Source organism: Nonomuraea sp. NPDC050022, from assembly GCF_044460705.1.
Lineage (GTDB): Bacteria > Actinomycetota > Actinomycetes > Streptosporangiales > Streptosporangiaceae > Nonomuraea.
Genome location: NZ_JBITKE010000011.1, coordinates 296,424 through 316,775, shown reverse-complemented (window position 1 = coordinate 316,775; position 20,352 = coordinate 296,424). Strand labels below are relative to the sequence as shown.

Genomic DNA, 20,352 nt, shown 5'->3' with positions numbered 1-20,352 from the left:
CCCGTCAATGGATCGTCGGTCGGTCACGCGGCCTCCCCGATCAGCAGCAGATAGCCGTCCTCCACACCTGGATCGGTGGGTTCGGCCCCGGGCGGGCGGTCGCCGAGGGTGCGGTAGCGGCCGTCGGCGGTGCGCCAGAACAGCCGCGACTCCGTCGGCGGCCGGTCCGACAACCACACCTGCCCGGCCGCGGTGGCGGCCAGCCCGCCCGGGGTTCCGTCGAAGACGACGCGGCCGCGGGCCATAGTGACCACGCGCTCGCAGAGCGCCGCGACGTCCTCCGTCTGGTGGGTGGAAAGGAGCACCGTACGGCTCTCGCCGAGCCGGGAGACGAGCGCCCTGAACAGCATCCGCTGCTCCGGGTCCAGGCCCACGGTCGGCTCGTCCAGGATCAGCAGCTCCGGCTCGCCCAGCAAAGCCTGGGCCAGGGCCAGCCGCTGACGCATGCCGCCGGACAGTTTGCGGACCTTCGTCCTGGCCTGGTCGGTGAGGTCCACCTCGGCCAGCACCCGCCGCACCTCGCTGTGGCGGTGCCGCCTGTCGGTCAGCTCCTTGAGTATCGCCACGTAGTCGACCAGGTCGAACGCGGTGAAGTGCGGGTAGTGGCCCGGGTCCTGCGGCAGGTAGCCGAGCCTGCGCCGCAGCGCGGTGCGCTGGGTCGCCTGCGCGGGGTCCAGGCCGAACGCGTCGACGTGGCCGCTGTCGTAGGAGAGCGTGGTCGCCAGGCAGCGCAGCAGCGTGGTCTTGCCCGCGCCGTTCGGCCCGAGCAGGCCGGTCACGCCGGGGCCGACGGACAGGGTCAGCCCGTCGAGCACCTGCTTGTGGCCGTACTTCTTGGTCAGGTCACGGATATGGAGCATCAGGCGGTCACCTTGGAGTAGAGGCGTAGGGACATCAGCAGGGCCGCGCAGCCGTACCCGATCTGCGCGGCGAGCCCGAAGGCGGCGAGCAGGTCACCGGTGGCGCCGCCGACGGCGGCCACCCCCAGGAGCCAGAGGCCGCCCGTCATGAGCGCGGACAGCGGCACGGGCAGCCGCGACGACAGCAGGAGGCAGCAGGACGTCATGGCGAGCGACGGCAGCAGCCACGCGGCGCTCAGCCACGCGGGGGCGGGCAGCAGCGGCGACGCCCCCGCGGCCAGCACCACGGCGACGGCCAGCGTGCCGGTGGCCCTGATCAGCAGCAGGCGCGCCCCCGACAGCGGGGTCGCGGCCAGCGACTCGTGCACCGGATCCACCCGCGGCCCGTAGGCGAGGGCGATCCCGGCCAGCGGCAGTACCGGCGCGACGGCCAGGAACAGCGGCAGGAACGTGGCCGACTCTCTGGCCGCGAGCACCGCGAACGTCAGCGCCGCGACCACCGCGGCGACCCATGCCCCGCTCATCGTCGGCGTGACGGTCAGCAGCCTGGCCACGTGCTGGGGGACGCCGCAGAACCGCAGCAGCCGCTCCATCGGCGACGGGCGCGGGCTGAGCACCTCGGCCTCCAGCCGCCGCCATGAGTCCCGCAGCCAGTCCTCTTCGTACGGCACCGCCGCCCGGCAGTCCGGGCAGCCGCCGAGATGCGCGTCCACGGACATCGCCCGGGCGGGATCGAGCCCGCCTGACCGGTAGGCGTCCATGAGATCGTCGGTGATGTGCCAGCTCATGCGAGTTCCTCCCTGAGCCGAGCCCGCGCCCGCATCGCCCGGGTCTTGATGGTTCCTTCCGGGACGCCGAGCAGCCGGGACGCCTCCTTGACGGTCAGCCCGTCGAGAACGGTCGCCTGGATGACCGCGCGCAGCTCCGGCGAGAGGCGGTTGAGGGCGGCGCCGAGGTCCCCGTGCTCGACGCCGAGGAGCGCGACGTCCTCGGCCGACGCGATGGCGTGCTCTTCGACGGCCCGCTCATCGAGGGCCCGCCCGTCGACCGGCCCGCTGCCGAACCGGTGCGGGCCGAACCGGTGGGAGCCGCGGCCGCGCAGGGCCGAGACGAGGCGGCGCAGCGCGATCGTCCACAGCCAGCCCGCCGCGTTGCCCCCGTCGAAGCGGGCCGCCGCCTTCCATACCGCGAGGAAGGTGTCCTGCAGGGCGTCGTCCACCGCGTCGGGGTCGGCGCAGCGGCGGGCCAGCCGGGTTCTGAGCCAGGGGGCGTGCCGGCGGTGGAGCAGGCGCAGCGCCGTGACGCTCTCCGCGGCGATCGCGGCGATCAACTCGGCGTCCGTGCTGTCGGAGGTGACGTCCGGAGGCTCGCGCCAGCTGAGGTGGAACCGTTTCACACCTCAGCTATCGCACACGAGTGCCCGGACGGTTCTCAACGGGCCGAGATCACTCAACGGGCCGGGAATCACTCAGCGGGCCGAGATCACTGCGTGGACCGGGATCAACTCAGCGGGCCGGGACCAACTCAGCGGGCCGGGACCACGATGGACTGCGGGTTTCCCGGGGCGTAGACGGTGATGCCCTGGGGGAGTGACTTGAGCTTGTCGATCTCGGCGCAGGCCGGGCACTTGTCGTAGCCCTCCTGCCGGGCCTGGTTCGCGGCCGACTCGGCCTTGGCCTGGGCCACCCGGGCCTGGGCCTCGGAGACGGCGGCGTTGGCGGCCAGCGATTTGTCCACGGCCTGCTGCACCTCCACCGGCAGCGTCACCTTGGCCAGGGTGAACCGCAGGCCGGTGAAGAACTCGCCGCCCAGCGTCTCGGGCAGGTCCCGGGCCAGGGTGGCGTTGACGGCGTTCTGGACCCTGGTGATGTTCGTGTTGCTGTCCTGGGTCTTGGTGTCGGCGCCCTGGTCCTTGAGCGCGGTGTTCGCCAGCAGGGAGCAGGAGGGGACGAGTTCGGCGCAGCGCATGTTGCCCAGCTGCCCGCGCAGCGCGTTGTCCACCACGGGGCGGACGGCCTGGCCGAAGAACGCCGACCAGCCGTCGTCGCCGTCCCACGCGGCCGGCGACTCGCCGTTCTGGGCGCGGTACGTGCGCGTGCCGTACTTGTCGTCGAACTTCTTCAGCGTGTCGTGGTCGAGGTTGAGCGTGAAGTACAGGGTGCCCTCGATGCCCAGGTTCACGCCGTCGCTGCTCGGCACCGTCACCACGTCCACGCCGAGCGTGGTGGCGCGCTTGGCGTCGGCGGTGATCGTGTAGAAGCGCTGCTGCGCGGGATAGGGGTGGACGGAGGACCACATGCCCGTCCAGGTCAGGCCGGAGCCCGGGTCGATGACCTGGCGTACCTGGTTGTCGTCGAACCAGCCGCCGTCGCGGACGACGGCGATCTTCCCGCCTTCGGTGCTCTCCAGGCCGCCGATCGCCCCGATGACGGTGGGGATCGCGAGCAATGCGGCGAGGACCAGGATGACCGACAGGGTGATGCGCACGGAGACCTCCCGCGCGGGCGGCGGTGGCAGCCACCGCCCGCGCATTTCGCGGCAGACTTGCGGAGGTACGGCCGACGGTTTCCGGCCGAAGGTAGGGCGTTCAGACTCGTTGCGCGATGTCGCCGGGGTCGGCGGTGATGTCCAGGTCGCGGGTCTCCGGCGCGATGGCCAGGCCGACGGCCGTGACGGCCAGCGCGGCCACCACGTAGAGGGAGACCGCCGTCGTGGTGCCGTACGCGGCGAACAGCTTCAGCGCGATGATCGGCGCCAGCGCGCCCCCGACGATCCCGGCGACCTGGTATCCCATGGACGCGCCGCTGTAGCGCAGCCTGGTGCTGAACAGCTCGGCGATGAACGCGGCCTGCGGGCCGTACATCGCCGCGTGGGTGATGAGCGCGACGATCGCGGCCAGGGCGATCAGCGGGAACGACTTGGTGTCGAGCAGCGGGAAGAAGACGAACACCCAGACCGCGGCGCCGATGACGCCCGCCAAGTAGACGGGCCGCCGGCCGATCCGGTCCGACAGCGCGCCGAACAGCGGGATCAGCGCCAGCTGCAGCGCGGACGCGATCAGCACCGCGTTCAGCCCCACCGAGCGCTCCAGCTTCAGCGGGCCGGTGATGTAGACCAGGATGTAGGCGGTGAAGGTGTAGAAGGCCACGTCCACGCCGATGCGCGCGGTGAAGGCCGACAGCAGCGCGCGCGGGTGCGTACGCAGCACCTCCAGCAGCGGCATCTTCGCCTTGGCGCCCTGCTGGGCCAGCTCCGTGAACAGCGGCGACTCCGTGACCTTCAGCCGGACCCAGAGCCCGACCAGCACCAGCACGCCCGACAGCAGGAACGGCACCCGCCAGCCCCACGACAGGAACGCCGCGTCCGACAGCGTGAACGACAGGATCGCCAGCGTCCCGGTGGCCAGCACGTATCCGGCGGGCACGCCCACCTGCGGCCAGCTGGCGTTGAAGCCGCGACGGCGGTCGTCGCCGTGCTCCAGCGACATGATGACCGCGCCGCCCCACTCGCCGCCCAGGCCCAGCCCCTGTATGAACCTGAGTGTGGCCAGCAGGACCGGCGCGAGCGCGCCGACGCTGTCGTAGCCGGGCAGCACGCCGATGAGGAACGTCGAGACGCCCATCACCAGCAGCGTCACGACCAGCACGGTCTTGCGGCCCGCGCGGTCGCCGAAGTGGCCGAACACGATCCCGCCGAGCGGCCTGGCCACGAACGCGACCGCGTTGGTCGTCAGGGCCAGCAGGGTCGCGTTGAGCGGGTCGAAGGTGGGAAAGAACAGCTTGCCGAAGACCAGCGTCGCCGCGGTCGTGTAAAGGAAGAAGTCGTACCACTCCAAAGAGGTGCCGATCAGGCTGGCGAGGATCACCCGCCGGGTCTGCCGCGTGGAGCCTGTCATCGTCGCTCCTTCGATCAGGGGGTTCCTATCAACATAAGGATCGTTGAACAATTCGACAAGAGGTTTGTTGGATGATTCCCTGTTGACTGTGGACGACGTGGCGGACAGCCCTCTTGCGGATCTCGAACATGACCGGTCCAGGCTGGGCCGCGCCAGCACGGCCGAGCGGGTGGCCGACATCCTGCGCGACCGTGTCACCGAGGGCTTCTTCGAGCCAGGTCAGCGCCTGTCCGAGGAGGCCATCGCGGACGCGCTGGGCGTGTCGCGCAACACGCTGCGCGAGGCGTTCCGGCTGCTCGGCCACGAAGGGCTGCTGGACCACCGGCTCAACAGGGGCGTGTTCGTACGGATCCTGTCGGCCGAGGACGTCGCGGACCTCTACCGCGTACGCCGGGTGATCGAGGGCGCGGCCGTCCGGCGCCGCCCGAGCGGCCAGGAGCTGGCCGTGATCAGGGAGGCCGTGGCCGACGCCGAGCGGGCCGCCGCCGACGACGACTGGCGCGGCGTGGGCACCGCCAACATCCGCTTCCACCAGGCGCTGGTGACGCTCAACCAGAGCCCCCGGCTCGACGAGGCGATGCGCCAGCTCCTGGCCGAGCTGCGGCTCGTCTTCCACGTCATGAAGAATCCGCGCGCCTTCCACGAGCCGTTCGTCACCCGCAACCGCAAGCTCCTCGAGCTGCTCGAGGCCGACCGGCCGGACGAGGCCGCCGCCTTCCTCGACGCCTACCTCGACGACGCCGAACAGCTGCTCGTGCGCGCCTACGAGCCCAACCGGTGACGGCGCCGAGCGCCTACGCGCCCAGCCGGTGGCGTTCGCCGGATCCCTTGCCCACCCGATAGCGTTCGGGCATGGCCAGGACGTTCACCCTCGATGAGGCGCGCTCGCTCATGCCGTCGGTCATCGACGACGCCGGCGTGCTGATCGCCGCCCGCGCCGACCTGGCCGAGATCGCCTTCGACCGCGAGAACGCCGGCGTATCCACGCTGGGCGGCATCCCCGAGATGAAGGCGATCGAGGCGCGCATCGAGGAGATCCTGAGCACCTGGACCGGGCAGGGCATCGAAGTGAAGGGGATCGCGCCGGTCCTCATCGACTTTCCCGCCGTGCTCGACGGGGTGTCCGTACGCCTGTGCTGGATCGAGGGCGAGACCGAGCTGACCTGGTATCACCGCACGGACCTGGGCTTCGCGGGCCGCCGCCCGTTGCGCTGACTCCCTGTCCTGGAGGGCACATGAATGTGTCTCACCTGTGATCAACCCGTTTCACTCCGCCGGTATCTAACCGGACGAGTGAAGGGAACACCACCATGAGGTACACCTCAGTGACCGCCGCGCTCCTCGCGTCGGCGGTCATCGGCGGGCTGGGGATCACTCCCCCCGCCGCGCACGCCCAAGCAGGCCCTTCCCAGGTCCGGGCGGCCTGGATCAAGACCTGCACCGACAAGAAGAACGAGACCACCTACCCCTGCGGCCACTGGCAGCTGATCACGCGTGACGGCGGGAAACTCACCGTCAAGGACGCCGCCGCCACCGAGATCGACGGCAAGGGCAGGAAACTCGACGACGCCGGCGTGTTCGCCATCAGCGGCGACGGCCGCGTGATCGCCTACGAGCGGGCCGGCGACCACCGCATCGTCGTACGGCAGGCGGCGGGCGGAGCGGTCAAGGTACTGGCCGCGTCCCTGGTGCCCAAGCGGTACGGGACGAGCCCGCTCAGCCTGTACCTGTCGCCCCAGGGGGACAGGCTGCTGGTCGACTCCACCGATGAGAAGGAGCGCGTCCCGTCCAAGGTGGTCACGATCGCCACCGGCAAGATCGTCGAATTGCCCGCCAAGGACTCGATGAACGGCTTCAGCGCTGACGGGGGCGAGGTGCTGGCCCAGCGCTTCAACCGCGACAACACCCTCACGCTGATCGCGTACCGGGCCGACGGCACCTCGGTCAGGCGCACGCCGTCGCAGGTCGTGGCGAACTCCGCCATGACCGCGCTGGCCGCCGACGGCAAGACCGTCGCGGTGATCATCTCCGGGGACGAGGAAGCCAAGAAGGCCCCTCGGCTGCGGATCTACGACCTGGAGACCGGGGACCTCTCCGCGGGCGTGGATCTGGCGCTGAAGCCGGCACAGACGCTGTACCTCGCCCAGTGGAGCGCGGACGGGCGGCTCACGGTGCTCGTGCAGACAGGTGACGAAGGCTCGACGGCGGTGGTACGGGAGTTCACCGTCGACACGGAGACCGGCGCCGCCACGCAGACGGACAAGTACTCGATCAGCAAGACCAGGTACGCCTTCAGAGTGGCGGGGGAGTGACGACGATGAAGATCAGGATCGCCGTGGCGATCGCGGCGGGGCTGGCCGCCCTGGTGACCGCGCCTCAGGCCGCCCAGGCCATGCCACATGACCACCACGACGGCATCCGCTACGCCTCGATCAAGGGCTGCACGGTCAAGGGCGAGCAGCGGCCGTGCGGTGAGTGGCGGCTGATGATGCACAGCGGGGAGAAGGGCTCCCTGCCCGACGCCGAGACCATCGCCCGCGAGGCGAACGGCAAGTCGTCGCACACCCAGGTCGCGCCCATCGCCGTCAGCGGTAACGGCCGGCGCGTCGCGTACTTCACCAAGTCCGGGCGGCTGGCCGTACGGACCATGGGGGGCGGGGTGAAGGTCTTCGCCAAGGACGCGCTGCCGCGCGTGGCCCAGTACGACGTGACGTTCCAGCTCTCCGACGACGGCGGCCGGCTCGCGGCCGTCTTCGCCACCGACAAGGCGGTGAAGACGCGGATCTTCGACACGGCCACCGGCGCCCTGCTCGGCTCGACGCCCGGCCGGCAGACGCTGCTCGGCTTCAGCGCCGACGGCGGCGAACTGCTGACCGAGGTCTCCGCCGACGAGTCCGTCACGGACCTGATCGCCTACAGCGAGTCCGGCGAGCAGTTGTACCGGGCCACGCCGCCGCAGATCGTCGCCGCGAACTCCCCGTCGGCTCTCGCGGCCGACGGCCGGACGACCGCGAACGTCGTCATGGGCGGCGCCAAGTCCCGGCTCGTCCTGTACGACATGCAGAGCGACCAGGTCATCGCCAAGCGGAAGGTCAAGCTGCCGGCCGGCGACCTCAACATGATCGACTGGACCGGCGAACGGCAGGTGACGCTGCACCTCGTGCAGTACCCCGACGGCAAGGCGAACAAGATGGCGATCGTCCAGATCGACACCGAAACCGGGGCCGTCAAGGTCCGGGACCACTATTCGCTCCTGAAGGACAGCTACGTCTTCGCGGCCTGCGGCGGCTGAGCTCTCGTCAGGTTCGACGCGGTACGGCGGGGCTGGGGGAGCCCCGCCGTTTCCGTGTCCGCGGGCATACGCTGCTGGCGTGGCGGTTCACTCGACCAAAGCGATGGCGGCCCGGGCCGTGGCCCTGTGCGTCGCGCTGCTGCACGAGGAGTCGTCGGCGGAGTCCGTCGCGCGGGTGCTGCGCGACCACGGCGAAACCGGCGACCTGGACCTGGGCGAGGCCGACCTGGCGGCGATGCGGGCCGCGGCGGAGCGGCTGGTCGCCGTCTTCGCCGCCGCCGGCCCCGACCTGGCGGCCGCCCGGCTGAACGATCTTCTGGCGACGGCCGCGCGGGCGCCCCGCCTGACGAACCACGGGGACACGACTCCGTGGCACCTGCACGTGGACGGCGACGACTACGCGCCGTGGGGGGAGTGGTTCCTGGCCTCCTCGGCCCTGGCGCTGGCCGTCCTGCTGGCCGATCACCAGCGAATGCCGGGCGGGCTGTGCGCCTCGGCCGCCTGCCGCCGGCCGTACCTGGACCTGGGGGGCGGCAGCCCGCGGCGCTACTGCAGCACCCGCTGCGCCACCCGCGAACGCGTCGCCGCCCACCGCGGCCGCACCTGACCGACACGGCGGCAAGCGGCGGCGTCGATAGCCGACATATCGGGTAACGGGCGCCAACGGGCAGCGTGGTAACAGGCGTGACGGGCGGGGATGCCCGATACTGGACCCGTGGGGATCGGCGGCCTGCGTGGCCGCCCCGGTCTGTACGGGCTGCGTGCCGTACAGACCGGGCGGGTGGGACGACGAGCCGCGCGCCCGGCCGTCACGGCCGGGCGCAGCCGGTCTGCGGACCTAATCGAATGAATGTTTGAACGATCGCCTACACTTGATGCCATGACGGCTGTTTTCCAAGCTTCTCTGCTGGGAGCCGACGAGCTCGTCGGCTCGGCGATCCGCCGGACGCCTCTGGAGCGCGGGGCGTGGATCGACTTCGGGCCCGGCTGGCTGGCGGAGGCCGACGCGCTGTTCTCCCGGCTGTACGAGGTGGTGCCGTGGCGGGCCGAACGACGCCGGATGTACGACAAAGTCGTCGACGTGCCGCGGCTGCTCGCCTTCTACGACGAGGACGAGCCGCTGCCCGACCCGGCGCTCGACGACGCCCTGCGCGCGCTCAACGAGCGCTATGCCAAGGAGCTCGGGGAGCCGTTCCGCACGGCCGGGCTCTGCTTCTACCGCGACGGCCGCGACAGCGTGGCCTGGCACGGCGACACCCTGGGCAGGGGCGGCAGCGAGGACACCATGGTCGCGATCATCTCGGTCGGCGCCCCGCGCCCGCTGCTGCTGCGCCCCCGGGGCGGCGGCGCCTCGATCCGTCACGACCTGGGGCACGGCGACCTCATCGTGATGGGCGGCAGCTGCCAGCGCACGTGGGAGCACGCGATCCCCAAGACCACTCGCCCCACCGGGCCGCGCATCAGCATCCAGTTCAGGCCGCGCGGCGTGCGCTGAGAGCCGGAAAGGCGTTAGGCGGACTGGCGTCCCCTCGGCTCAGAGCGGTTGATTGTGCTGCTTGATCTACTGGCGCAGGATCGACAGTGCACCGCCGCCTGCGGGAGCTCGCGTGATCACTTCTCCGGCCGCAGCACCGAATACAGGAGCTGGTCGTGCCAGCTCCCGCCGCGCCACTGGGCCCGGCGGATCACGCCTTCACGTTCGAACCCGGCGTTGGCCAGCGCGCCCTGCTCGGCGAGGTTGGTGACATCGGTGATGGCCTCGATCCGTTCGGCCCGGGTGTGGTCGAACAGGTACGTCACCAGCTCGCGGTGCGCCCGGCTGCCGACCCCCTTGCCGCGGTGGCGCGGGAAGATCACGATGGACAGCGACCAGCACCAGGAGGTGTGCCGCGGACCCCAGAGCCGCTGGAACCAGTGCATCCACCCGGCCACCTCACCACGGGCGTCAATGGTGAAATAGCCGCCCTCGGGGCTCAGCAGCCCGCTCACCGCGAACTCCTCGCGCATCGCGTGCAGGGTGCGATGGCCGAACCACTGCTGCTCGCCGGTCCCCTTCGAGTTGCCCAGATTCTCCTCGAACACATCCAGGTCCGCCGCACGGACCGGGCGCAGGCTCACGTTCACTCGGGTTCCCTTCCTCAGAGCCGTACAGGATAGGGGAGCGCGCCACCGAGTGATCACGGAGGGTGGCCTTAAGACAGCGGCGAGCGCTAGAAAGTCCTGGATCTCCGCAGCGCGGGAGGCCGCCCGTCGGGATCGACCGCCAGGCGGTAGAGCGGCGTGGCGAGCAGCCCGCGCACCCGGGGCAGCTCGGGGTAGGAATGCGGCCGCAGCCGCCCCGGCGGTCGCGGACCCTTACGGCCGCCGGCGTGCCAGGCTTCGAGCCGCGCCGCCGCGTCGGCGAAGGCGTCGAACGCGGCCACGGGATCGCACAGCTCGTCGCGATCCGCGCCGTCCTCGGGCAGGTCCAGGTGCTCGCCCATCAGCGTCAGGCGCAGCTCGCGGGCGAACCGCCGGGCGCCGTGCGGCTCGCGCGGATCCTCCCGCTCATCGAGTACGGCACAACTCAGCTCCGAGTCGTAGCTCCATGAGCGCAGGTTGACGTTGTCGGACCCGACCGAGGCCCACACGTCGTCGACCACGCAGACCTTGGCGTGCACGTAGACGGGGGTGCCCTCATGGTTCTCCAGGTCGTACAGGGCGACCCGGTCGCCGCCCGCCCGCAGCAGCCGGTTCAGCGCGTGGACCCGGCCGATCAGGCTCGCGGGCCCGGCCAGCCAGCCGTCCTGGTCGGGGTGGCGGGGCACCACGATGACCATCCGCAGGCCGGGCTCGCGCTCCAGCGCCTCGGCGAACGGCTCGATCACATCCGTGGACCACAGATACTGATCTTCCAGGTAGACCAGCGAACGGGCCCGGCCGAGCACCTTCTGGTAAGCGTGCGCCACGCTCCGCTCGCCCTCCGGCGCGAACGGGTAGGCGCTGCGCCTGGCGGGATAGGTGCGCAGGATCTGTACGGTGTGCGTGCCCGCAGGGGGCGGCGGCGGCCCCGGCTCGGGCAGCGGAGGAACGTCGTCCATCCTGGCGAAATGGTCGCGCAGCCGCCTGATCGGATCCCTGGTCTCCGGCGCGGGATCCTCCCACCGCTCGCAGAACACCTTCTCCACCTCCGCCACCGCGGGGCCGTGGATGGCGACCTGGACGTCATGCCACGGGGGCCGCCGGCCGTACTCGCCGGGCATCGGGCACGGCTGCGGATCGCCGAGGTGGTCGGCGTCGTCCCGGCGGCTGTGACACAGGTCGATGCCGCCGAGGAAGGCCACGTCGGCGACCGGATCGCCGTCATGACGGAGGATGACGAACTTCTGGTGGTGCGAGCCGCCCGGCTTGGTCCGCGTGTCGAGGACGGCCTGCCCGCCCGCGGCCTCGATCGCCTCGCCCAGGTGCCGGTTCTCGGCCGAGCTGAAGCGTAACCGGTCCAGGTGCGAACGCCAGATGAGCCCTCTGACCAGCGCGCCCTTGTGCGCGGCGGCGGCCATCGCGTCGCCCACGGAGGGCCCGTCCTCGGTGAGCCGCTCGTCGGGATCGCCGCGCCAGTCGGCGAACAGGAGTAAGTCGTCCTCGCGCAGCGCCTCGAGGCAGGTCTTCAGCTCGGCGAAGTAGGTCGCGCCGTGGATCAGCGGGCGTACGTCGTTACCCGTCGACCAGGCGTCGAGCCTGGACGCCGGATTTCCTCTTTCCTGGTCCGTGAGGAACCAGTCCTGGATCTGCATCCGCTCCCGGCTACCCGGGCGGCGGGCCTCCATGCGTGGCCCGGGCGGTTTCGAACAGGAGGTGCTCCCCACCGGGACGGCAGACGAGCTGCAGCCCGACCGGCAGGCCGCGCACCGTTCCGGCCGGGACACTCAGCGCCGGAAAACCGACCACGTTCCACATGCTCGTCAGGGCGAGCAGCGCGGCTCGCACGGCGACGGACCCGCCGTCCAGCTCGGTCGCCCGCTGACCGAGGAACGGCGCGGTGAGCGGTACGGTCGGCATCGCGAGCACGTCATGCCGCTCGAACAGCGCGCCGACGCTCTCGGCGAGCCGTGGGCGGGCCCGCATGGCCCGTACGTATCTCCAGCCCGGCATCTCGGCGGCGCCGCGCACGCGTTCGAGCAGCTCGGGGTCGAACAGCTCGGGCGCCTCGGCCAGCCGGTCGGCGTGTACGGCCGCCGCCTCGCTGCTCTGAATGGCGGTGAAGGTCTCGCGCAGCTCGTCCACGTCCTTGGCAGGAAAGGCGAGCTCCTCCAGTGGGCCGGTGCCCGCCTCCACAGCCCGCCGTACCGTACGGGCCACCTGCGGGTCGCAGGCGAACACGCCGGTGGGATCGAGCCAGGCGACCCGCGCCGGCCAGCCGTCGTTCTTCTGGACACCGTCGGGGACGAGGGACCGGTAGGCGATCAGGCAGTCCCGCTCGTGGCCCGCGAGGAGGCCGACGGTGTCGAAGGTCTGCGCCAGGGGGAAGACGCCGTCGACCGGGATCGCCCCGTACGCGGGCTTGAAACCGGCGACGCCGCATAAAGCCGCCGGAATGCGGACCGAGCCACCGGTGTCGGTGCCGAGGGCCAGCGGGACCATGCCCGCCGCCACGGCTACCGCGCTGCCGCCGCTGGAGCCGCCCGACATGCGCGCGGGCTCCCACGGATTGCGCGACGGGCCGGCGGCGGAACGATCACCCGTGGGACCGTACGCGAACTCGTGGGTGTTCGTCTTGCCGACGACGACGGCGCCGGCCTGGCGCAGGCGGGTCACGCAGGCGGCGTCGGCGACCGCGACATGACCGGCGAAGTGCCGCGAGCCCATGGTCGCGGGCAGCCCGGCCACCATGATGAGATCCTTCACCCCGACCGGCACACCGTGCAGCGGCCCCCGGTCGACGCCCCCGGCCAGCTCCTCGTCCGCGCGCCGCGCCGCGGCCCGCGCCCCGGCGGCGTCCACGGTGATGAACGCGTTGAGCAGCGGGTCGAGCTCGGCGATGGCGTCGAGCGCCAACTGGACGAGCGCCGTGGAGGTGGTCCGGCCGTCGCGCAAGTCGCGTGCGAGGCCGTCGATCGTACGTCCGGTGAAGCGACCAGAGGGTGTCGGCATAGGACCACACGGTAGAGGTATTCCGCGCATGGTTCCTTGCTTCGCAAGGTAGCATGCAGAGCATGGAAAGCCAGACTGGTCTCGCCACGGCGCTTCGCCGCGGAACCCTGGAGTTCTGCGTGCTGGCCCTGCTCGAAGACGAGGAACGCTACGGCGTGGAGCTGGTCAGCCGGCTCGGCGCCGAGACGGCCCTGACGACCAGCGAAGGAACGCTCTATCCCCTGCTGTCACGGCTGCGCAGAACCGGCTGGGTGGCCACCACCTGGCAGGAGTCACCCACCGGTCCACCCCGGCGCTACTACGGGCTGACCAGTAACGGCAAGGCGGCGCTGGCGCACTTCCGGTCCGAATGGGCCGCCTTCCGCGACGCCGTGGACCACATCGTCGGAACGGAGAACTCATGAACCGCTCAACGGATCCCTTGGACCGGCTCGTCGAGGACTATCTGGCCGAGGTCGCGTACGCGACCGCCGGCCTGTCCGCCGCGCGCCGCGAGGACCTCCTCGCCGACTTACGCGAGCACATCACCGTGGCCCGCGCCGACCTGGACCCGCCGACCCAGGCCGGGATCCGCACGATCCTCGACCGGCTCGGCGACCCCGCCGCCATCGCCGAGGAGGCCCACCTGGGCGAACCGGCCCCCACCGCTTCGACCGGCGCCTCCCCGCACGCCTCTCCGCACGCCGCGACCATGCTCCGCCCATCCGCGGTCCGGCCCCGGAGGTCGCCGGGCAGGCTCGCGCTGGTGCTGGTGTCCGTACTCGTCGTCATCCTGGTCGTGGTGGGCGCCTGCGCGGTGACCTTCTTCGCCTCCAGTTCGGAGAGCGGAGGGCCCGCGCAGGTTTCCCCATCCTCTCGATGACACCGACGTGGGGCGGCCGACGGGACTCAAACCCGCTTTCACCAAGATCACAACTTGGTCCCTCGTTCGCTTCGGGATCGGCCGCAGTGCCTTCGGCCGGATTCGAACCGGCGTCCTCCTGCTCCGCAAGCAGGCGCGCTCTCCACTGCGCCACGAAGGCCCGGTAGCGGGTGTGGGGATCGAACCCACCTGGGGCGGCTTATGAAACCGCCGGGCACACCAGCACCCTCACCCGCCGTCGGGAAATCATTAGGGGAAACAAAAACCGCCCAGACCGTGTGGTCCTGGGCGGCGGCTCGCTGACTGTGACGTCAGTGACGAAGACCCCAGGGCATACGGCCATGGCGGACCATATGACCGTGGCGCATCGCGTCGCTGCTGAGGTTCTTCATGTCGAGAAGCATGCCGGACAGATCATCGTGGGGCAACGCATTTATTCACTGAGCCGGTGCGTCGGCCCACGCCGGCAACGGCTCGCAGGCGCAGCGCCGCTCGCTGGGCCTCAGACGCGCAGCAGACGCAGGCAGAGCCGCTTGAGAGTCTCGCGCAACTCGTCGTCGCCCAGGTGGGTGAGGCACATCTACCTGCTTTCACGGCACCCGCTCCGGCGGCGTCGGCTGCAGGTACACCGCCGACGCGATCGAGACCTGCTCCCTGATCCGCCGCTCCGTCTCCGCCAGCGCCTGCGCGGCCCCGTCCACGTCGCCCGACGAGTGCATCGTCACCCGGGCGGCGATCAGCAGGTCCTCCGGCCCCAGGTGCAGGGTCCGTACCTGCGCGAACGCCTGGATGGACGGGTCGCCGTCCAAAACCTTCTCGATGGCGTCCTGAACGGCGGGCGTGGCCGCCTCACCGATGATCATGCTCTTGGTCTCCCTGGCCAGCGTCACCGCCACCGCGACCAGCAGCAGCCCGATGGCGATCGAGCCGAGGCCGTCGAAGGCGGAGTTGCCGGTGAGCACCGTCAGCCCGACGCCGACGAGCGCGAACACCAGCCCGGCCAGCGCCGCCGTGTCCTCCAGCAGCACCACCGGCAGTTCGGGCGCCTTCGCGTCGCGGATGAACCCGGCCCACGACCGGCCATCACGCACCCGGTTCGAGTTGCGTACGGCGGTCCGCAGCGAGAGCGACTCCATGACGATCGCCGCCACCAGAACCCCGACCGCCCACGGCCAGCTCTCCAGCGGATGCGGGTGGGTGATCTTCTCGTACCCCTCGTACAGGGCGAACAGCCCGCCCCCGAAGAACAGCACGAGCGACACCAGGAAGCCGTAGAAGTAGCGCTCGCGCCCATAGCCGAAGGGGTGGTCGGCGCTCGGTTCCCGCTTGGCCCGCCGTCGGCCGAGCATGAGCAGGCCCTGGTTACCGGTGTCGGCGATGGAATGGATGCCCTCGGCGAGCATCGCCGAGGAGCCGGTGAAGAAGAAGGCCACGAACTTGGTGGCCGCGACTCCCACGTTGGCGGCCAGCGCCGCGAGAGTCGCCTGATGTGATCCGTCGCCGCTCATGCGGCCCCCTCTACCCAGGTGGCGGCAATCTTGACATTCCGCGATCCACGACCCTGCGGCCCTGGCGGGCAATCTGCACAAAACCTCGACGATCACCCGCAGGTTTTGCCCACAATCCGTTCGTACGGTGAATGCCATGAAAAAGGGTGCCGACTTCACCGCCTGGGTGGCGGAGGCCGAGCGGCGGCACGCCGACGGCGACCCCGACTGGGCGCGGGGCGCGTGCCTGCACCGGGCGGTGGCGGCCAGCATCCAGCGCTTCCAGGTCGGCGAGCGACGCATACGGCGCGGCAGTCCGCCTCTTCGTCGCGGAAGAGCAGAACTCGTCCGCGATGTGCTCACCTTGTTCGGGCGAGCCGTCTCGGCGTCCGTACGGTGAGCGCGGCATTCGACGTCGTCCTGCGGGAAACCTCGTTACGATCATTCGGGTCTTGCGTCCAACCCCCGTCCACCAGCGACAGGAGTGCGTGCCGATGCCGGAAGCGCCGCCGCAGGTCGTGATCATCGGAGGCGGCCTCGGCGGCCTGTGCGCGGCCCATGGGCTGCGCGCCGCCGGGATCGAGGTGGCGCTCTATGAGCGCGACCCCTCGCTGGACCACCGTCCACAGGGCTACCGCATCCACCTGGACTCCCGTGGGGCGGGCGGGCTGCACGAGTGCCTGCCGCCCCGCCTGTACGAGCTGTTCGTCGCCACGGCCGGGCTGCCCAGCCGCCGGGTCACGATCGTGAACGAGCGGCTGCGGGAGCTGCACGCCGTCCAGTTCGACGGCGTGTCGGCAGGGGAGGACCCCAAGACGTTCAGCGCCGCGGTCGACCGGATGACTCTGCGCCAGGTCCTCCTGGCGGGGCTGGACGACGTGGTCCACTTCGGCGCCGAGTTCACCCACTACGAGCACGAGGGCGAACGGGTGCGCGCCTGGTTCGCCGACGGCACCAGCGCGGTCGGCGACCTGCTAGTGGGTGCCGACGGTGTCGGCTCCCGGGTGCGCAGGCAGTACCTGCCGCACCTGGAGATCAGAGACCTGGGCACCAGGTGCGTCTACGGCAAGACGCGGCTGGACGATCGCGTGGCCGAGCTGCTACCGCCCCGGCTGACCGACGGTTTCATGTCGGTGCGGTCGAGACGGGCCGGCATGGCGCTCGGCCTGGTACGACTGCGCGAGGATCCCGCCGAGGCAGCCGCGAGGCTCTGGCCCGGCCTGAGCCTGAGCTGGGCGGGTGACTACGTGATGTGGGCGCTGGCCGTACCCTCGGCCGGGCTGCCCGGCACCGACGCCGAACTGTCGGCGGCGGGCGGCGCCCGCCTGCACGAGCTGGTGCGGGAGCGGATCACCGGCTGGCATCCCGACCTGATGGCGCTCGTCGCGGCCGCCGAGGCGGACCAGACCTTCTACGTCCCCATCAGGAGCTCCACGCCCATCGAAGCCTGGGAGCCGACGAACGTCACCGTCCTGGGCGACGCCGCCCACGCGATGAGCCCGGCCCAGGGCTCAGGAGCTAACTGCGCGCTGCTGGACGCCGCGCTGCTGTGCCGCGCGGTGGCCGCGGGCGGGCCGCCGGCCGACGTGATCGGCGACTACGAGCGGCGGATGACCGAGTACGGCTTCGCCGCGGTCCGTGCCTCGGAGGCGGCGGCCGCGGGGTCCGGCGGCGGCCTGCTGGGCAGGATGTTCGGCTGGCTCGGGCGACTGTCGCGCTGAAAGGGAGCGGACGTCACGAACAAGGGGCGAAGTGTCGGTCATATCCGTTACGGTCGCTTGGCATGATCATCAGTGGCAGCACGATCGTGCTGGCCGGGCGGTTCAGCCGGGTATCGAAGGATGAGGCCAAGCACGGCCTGGAGCTGTTGGGCGCGAAGGTGACCGCGTCGGTCTCGGCGAAGACGGACCTGGTCTTCGCCGGGGAGAAGTCGGGCGCCAAGGCGGGTCCGGCGGCGGTGCGCGGCGTTCCGATCTACGACGAGGACGCGCTGCTGGCCGTGCTGGAAGGCCGGGAGCCCGGCACCCGCCCGCCATTCACCGGCGTCCTGGACGAGCCAGTGGGACCCGGCGAGGCACTCGACATCCTCAAGAACGCCGACTGGTCCGCGTTCTGCCCGGAGCGCGACACCGTACCGCTGCGGGACGCCCTCCACGCTCTGGAACGCGCCCACGGCGTCACCGACGCGCATCGCCTCGCGACCGCCCGGCTCCGCGACGCGGGTGCCGCGCTGCGCCACTCCGACGTGCACCACGGCCAGTTGAACGGCCACGCACTGAGCCCGGACGGCCGCCACCTCGCGGTCGGCAGCTGGACCGGCGAAGACTACGACCAAGGCGGGGTCCTGCAGGTCTTCGAGGTCGCCACCGGCCGCTGCGTCCACGCGATCGACGGCATCATGGGCGGCATCGGCTTCGAGAACTACAGCCGCAGCCTCCAGTGGTCGGCGGATGGCAGGCGGATCGCGCTGGAGTACAACACCAACGCGACCGGCGTGTGGGACCCGTTCGGCACCGCCCGCGAGCCGATCGCCAACGCCTTCTTCCTCGGCTCCGGCAGGCCGCTGGGCATGGCCTTCGCCCCCGAGGGCAGGCGCGCGTTCGTCTACGGAGGCGAGTCGGACTTCCTGCGCAACGTCATCGTGGCGATGCACGAGGGCTCGGTCGCCGGGCCACCGGACGCCCACCCAGAGGGAACGGAGCCGATCGAGTTCGGCGCACCATCGCGGGAATCCTGGAGCGACGAGCCCGAGTTCATCCTCGGCCGGGCGTTCTGGTCGCGCGACGGTTCCCGGGTCTACGGGGAGGCGGGGAACGCGTACGCGGCGATCTCGCTCGACGTGGCGAAGCGACAGGTCTCCTGGACTCTGAACCTGGAAGAGGATCAGGACGCGCCACCGCCCGAGTGGAGCCTGGACGAACGGCTCCTGGCCTACCAGCGCGGTGAAATGCTCGTCATCGCCGACGCGCTGACGGGTGGGACCACGGCGGAGCTTCCGGGCTACCCGGGCGCCGACGTCCTTTGCTGGGGGCCGGGCGGCCGGCTGGCGGTGGTGGACCCGGCCGGTGGGACCGTCGGAATCATCGACGGGGCGACTGGCGAGCACCAGTACGACCTGAACGTACAGGCGGCCACCTCCAACCCGCGCGGCTGGGACGCCCGATCGTGGGCCTGGTCGCCGGACGGCGAGCGGGCCGCCTGTGTCACCGGCGAGGGGCGGATCGAGATCTGGTCGCTCGGCGAACTCCCCGAACGGCCTCGTGTCCTGGACGGCGTCCGGCATACCGTCGGCCAATGGGAGTACGGCTTCGGCCTGGAATGGCCCGCCGACGACGTGCTGATCGCGATCGGCGCGCACGCGGTACGGTTCCTGCGCCCCGAGACCGGCGAGATCATGGCCGACCACCCCTTCCACCACGCCCCGGCCGCCCGTCGCCCGCTCTTCCTGGCCGGTCGTGACCTCGGCGACCGGCTCCGGCTCGACCCGACGTTCGCGCTGGACGAGGACACCTGGGCGGTGGCGTTCGAGGACGGCACGGTCATCGCGCCTCCCGGCCGGGACGACGATCTCGACGGCCGGCTCTGCTGGACCGTCGACCGCCGCTTCGCCTGGCCGTTCCATTGGGGCGACCAGAGCGTCTTCCCCGACGCCGCCCGCGCGGGAGTGGGGGCGGCCTCGCCGGAGACCGAGCTGCTGCTGGCGCCGTTCCGGGGACGTGGCAGCACGGCGAAGGCGACGGGGACATGGCCGCCGCCCGACACCGCCACCGTCACCGATCTGATCACGGTGGTGCTGGGCACGCTCGTCGACCTGACCGTTGAGCATTCGGTCGTTTACGGGGACTGGATCGTCGACACGTTCCAGCAGCTCGCGATGATCCGCGCCCGGCGGGGCGAGGCCGCCGAAGCCCGCGACCTGGCCCTCGCGATGCCGGAGCACCGGCTACGTCTCGGACACCTGGCGCGGGTCGCGCTCGCGCTCGGCGCGGCCGGTTTCGACGCTGAGGCCGCCGCCGTCTTCCCCTACGCCGACGACGATCTCGCGGAGCTGAGCGATGGGGCGGACCTGGCGGCGGTCGCCGGGGCCTGCGCGGTCCTGGGGCGGCATGAACGCGCCGAGCGGTGGTTCGCCGCCGCACGCGAGGCCGCCGAGGCCCACCGTTCGAACTGGGAGGTCCGCCTGCCGCTGGTCTGGGCGCTCACCGAGTGCGGCCGGGAGCAGGAGGCCCGCGCCGTGCTGGACGCGGGCGCCGGCACACCGGGGGGCCGGTACCACGGTGTGCCCTGGCTGGTCTGCCTGCTCAGGCGGGGCGAGAGCGAGCTGGTACGCGAGCTGATCGGGGAGCGCAGCGAGCCGAACGACCCGAACAAGCGGCACGAATACGGCGTGCGCTGGTTCGACGACTGGACGGCGGCCCGCGCGCTCATGGTCAACGGGCAGCCGGATCTGCTCCGGCTGTGGGGCGACATCAACTGGAGTTGGGTGTCGGACCACCTGCCGATGGCCGAACGGATCGCGGCCGACGGCAGGCCCGCCGGCCCGACCGACGACCAGCTGACCGATCTCACCGCCCAGCACGCCGGGCTCGCCAAACTCCCCAAGGCGGCGAAGCGCCGCGAGTCCGCACATGTCGCCCGGAAGGCCGCGGAGTACGGCCATGTCAGCGCCGTGCTCGACCTGCTGCCCGGGACGGGTGAGGCCGGCAACTATGGGCTGGACAGCAACACGCGTACCTGGGTCGCCTTCAGCGCCCTGTGGACCATCGCGATCGGCGTGGACGTGGACGTATGGTGACCGGGTGCACCGGCGGGCGCCCGCCCTCGGC

20 protein-coding genes and 3 tRNA genes are annotated in these 20,352 nt (G+C 71.3%); 11 read left to right on the top strand and 12 right to left on the bottom strand.

What is annotated here, in order from left to right; genetic code table 11:
* Window positions 1-23: 23 nt before the first annotated feature.
* The 5 genes from ACIBO2_RS42105 to ACIBO2_RS42085 form a co-directional block, all read right to left on the bottom strand.
* Complete coding sequence (locus ACIBO2_RS42105) at window positions 24-860, bottom strand: ABC transporter ATP-binding protein (protein ID WP_358549955.1); 837 nt, start codon at window positions 858-860, stop codon at window positions 24-26.
* Entirely contained in the window at window positions 860-1,648 is a 789-nt protein-coding gene (locus ACIBO2_RS42100; RefSeq protein ID WP_358549957.1) for a zf-HC2 domain-containing protein, read from the bottom strand. The genes ACIBO2_RS42105 and ACIBO2_RS42100 overlap by 1 nt, the downstream gene beginning before the upstream one ends.
* Entirely contained in the window at window positions 1,645-2,256 is a 612-nt protein-coding gene (locus tag ACIBO2_RS42095) for an RNA polymerase sigma factor (protein ID WP_358549959.1), read from the bottom strand. Before ACIBO2_RS42095 ends, ACIBO2_RS42100 begins: the two co-directional genes overlap by 4 nt.
* A 128-nt stretch (window positions 2,257-2,384) precedes the next feature.
* Window positions 2,385-3,347: an SPFH domain-containing protein gene (locus ACIBO2_RS42090; protein WP_397303977.1), complete on the bottom strand. Its 963-nt coding sequence runs from the start codon at window positions 3,345-3,347 to the stop codon at window positions 2,385-2,387.
* Between the two features lie 100 nt (window positions 3,348-3,447).
* The gene (locus tag ACIBO2_RS42085) at window positions 3,448-4,755 is read right to left on the bottom strand and encodes an MFS transporter (RefSeq protein ID WP_397303976.1); all 1,308 of its coding nucleotides are present in this window, start codon (window positions 4,753-4,755) and stop codon (window positions 3,448-3,450) included.
* 88 nt (window positions 4,756-4,843) lie between these two features.
* Between ACIBO2_RS42085 and ACIBO2_RS42080 the strand changes: the two genes are divergently transcribed.
* The 6 genes from ACIBO2_RS42080 to ACIBO2_RS42055 all read left to right on the top strand — a co-directional run bounded on the left by ACIBO2_RS42080 (window position 4,844) and on the right by ACIBO2_RS42055 (window position 9,542).
* Window positions 4,844-5,536: a GntR family transcriptional regulator gene (locus tag ACIBO2_RS42080; protein WP_397304034.1), complete on the top strand. Its 693-nt coding sequence runs from the start codon at window positions 4,844-4,846 to the stop codon at window positions 5,534-5,536.
* Between the two features lie 71 nt (window positions 5,537-5,607).
* Window positions 5,608-5,970, top strand: coding sequence for a DUF2203 domain-containing protein (locus ACIBO2_RS42075; protein ID WP_397303975.1), 363 nt, complete (start codon window positions 5,608-5,610; stop codon window positions 5,968-5,970).
* A gap of 95 nt (window positions 5,971-6,065) precedes the next feature.
* Window positions 6,066-7,067, top strand: coding sequence for a hypothetical protein (locus ACIBO2_RS42070; protein ID WP_397303974.1), 1,002 nt, complete (start codon window positions 6,066-6,068; stop codon window positions 7,065-7,067).
* Window positions 7,068-7,072: 5 nt separating this feature from the next.
* Complete coding sequence (locus tag ACIBO2_RS42065; protein ID WP_397303973.1) at window positions 7,073-8,047, top strand: hypothetical protein; 975 nt, start codon at window positions 7,073-7,075, stop codon at window positions 8,045-8,047.
* A 79-nt stretch (window positions 8,048-8,126) separates the two neighbouring features.
* Complete coding sequence (locus ACIBO2_RS42060; protein ID WP_397303972.1) at window positions 8,127-8,654, top strand: CGNR zinc finger domain-containing protein; 528 nt, start codon at window positions 8,127-8,129, stop codon at window positions 8,652-8,654.
* 273 nt (window positions 8,655-8,927) lie between these two features.
* Window positions 8,928-9,542 carry an alpha-ketoglutarate-dependent dioxygenase AlkB gene (locus ACIBO2_RS42055; protein WP_397303971.1) on the top strand — a complete coding sequence of 205 codons (615 nt, stop codon included), beginning with the start codon at window positions 8,928-8,930 and terminating at the stop codon, window positions 9,540-9,542.
* A gap of 116 nt (window positions 9,543-9,658) precedes the next feature.
* On the opposite strand, the gene ACIBO2_RS42050 is transcribed toward ACIBO2_RS42055, so the two are convergent.
* The 3 genes from ACIBO2_RS42050 to ACIBO2_RS42040 all read right to left on the bottom strand — a co-directional run bounded on the left by ACIBO2_RS42050 (window position 9,659) and on the right by ACIBO2_RS42040 (window position 13,177).
* Window positions 9,659-10,171, bottom strand: coding sequence for a GNAT family protein (locus ACIBO2_RS42050; RefSeq protein WP_358549975.1), 513 nt, complete (start codon window positions 10,169-10,171; stop codon window positions 9,659-9,661).
* A gap of 86 nt (window positions 10,172-10,257) precedes the next feature.
* Complete coding sequence (locus ACIBO2_RS42045) at window positions 10,258-11,820, bottom strand: phospholipase D family protein (protein WP_397303970.1); 1,563 nt, start codon at window positions 11,818-11,820, stop codon at window positions 10,258-10,260.
* A 10-nt stretch (window positions 11,821-11,830) separates the two neighbouring features.
* Complete coding sequence (locus tag ACIBO2_RS42040) at window positions 11,831-13,177, bottom strand: amidase (protein WP_397303969.1); 1,347 nt, start codon at window positions 13,175-13,177, stop codon at window positions 11,831-11,833.
* A 62-nt stretch (window positions 13,178-13,239) separates the two neighbouring features.
* Between ACIBO2_RS42040 and ACIBO2_RS42035 the strand changes: the two genes are divergently transcribed.
* Window positions 13,240-13,581 carry a PadR family transcriptional regulator gene (locus ACIBO2_RS42035; protein ID WP_225301054.1) on the top strand — a complete coding sequence of 114 codons (342 nt, stop codon included), beginning with the start codon at window positions 13,240-13,242 and terminating at the stop codon, window positions 13,579-13,581.
* Window positions 13,578-14,039 (top strand): HAAS signaling domain-containing protein, encoded by a 462-nt coding sequence (locus tag ACIBO2_RS42030; protein WP_397303968.1) that lies wholly within the window; start codon window positions 13,578-13,580, stop codon window positions 14,037-14,039. The genes ACIBO2_RS42035 and ACIBO2_RS42030 overlap by 4 nt, the downstream gene beginning before the upstream one ends.
* 8 nt (window positions 14,040-14,047) lie before the next feature.
* On the opposite strand, the gene ACIBO2_RS42025 is transcribed toward ACIBO2_RS42030, so the two are convergent.
* The 4 genes from ACIBO2_RS42025 to ACIBO2_RS42010 all read right to left on the bottom strand — a co-directional run bounded on the left by ACIBO2_RS42025 (window position 14,048) and on the right by ACIBO2_RS42010 (window position 15,547).
* Window positions 14,048-14,124 (bottom strand) — tRNA-His (locus ACIBO2_RS42025).
* A gap of 2 nt (window positions 14,125-14,126) precedes the next feature.
* Window positions 14,127-14,199 (bottom strand) — tRNA-Arg (locus ACIBO2_RS42020).
* A 4-nt stretch (window positions 14,200-14,203) separates the two neighbouring features.
* Window positions 14,204-14,276, bottom strand: a tRNA-Met gene (locus ACIBO2_RS42015).
* Between the two features lie 353 nt (window positions 14,277-14,629).
* The gene (locus tag ACIBO2_RS42010; protein ID WP_358549983.1) at window positions 14,630-15,547 is read right to left on the bottom strand and encodes a cation diffusion facilitator family transporter; all 918 of its coding nucleotides are present in this window, start codon (window positions 15,545-15,547) and stop codon (window positions 14,630-14,632) included.
* Between the two features lie 136 nt (window positions 15,548-15,683).
* Here ACIBO2_RS42010 and ACIBO2_RS42005 point away from each other — a divergent pair, with 136 nt between their 5' ends.
* The 3 genes from ACIBO2_RS42005 to ACIBO2_RS41995 all read left to right on the top strand — a co-directional run bounded on the left by ACIBO2_RS42005 (window position 15,684) and on the right by ACIBO2_RS41995 (window position 20,321).
* Window positions 15,684-15,926, top strand: a complete 243-nt coding sequence (locus ACIBO2_RS42005) for a hypothetical protein (RefSeq protein WP_397303967.1) — start codon at window positions 15,684-15,686, stop codon at window positions 15,924-15,926.
* A gap of 52 nt (window positions 15,927-15,978) precedes the next feature.
* Window positions 15,979-17,247, top strand: coding sequence for an FAD-dependent oxidoreductase (locus tag ACIBO2_RS42000; RefSeq protein WP_397303966.1), 1,269 nt, complete (start codon window positions 15,979-15,981; stop codon window positions 17,245-17,247).
* Between the two features lie 62 nt (window positions 17,248-17,309).
* The gene (locus ACIBO2_RS41995) at window positions 17,310-20,321 is read left to right on the top strand and encodes a BRCT domain-containing protein (protein WP_397303965.1); all 3,012 of its coding nucleotides are present in this window, start codon (window positions 17,310-17,312) and stop codon (window positions 20,319-20,321) included.
* Window positions 20,322-20,352 lie beyond the last annotated feature (31 nt).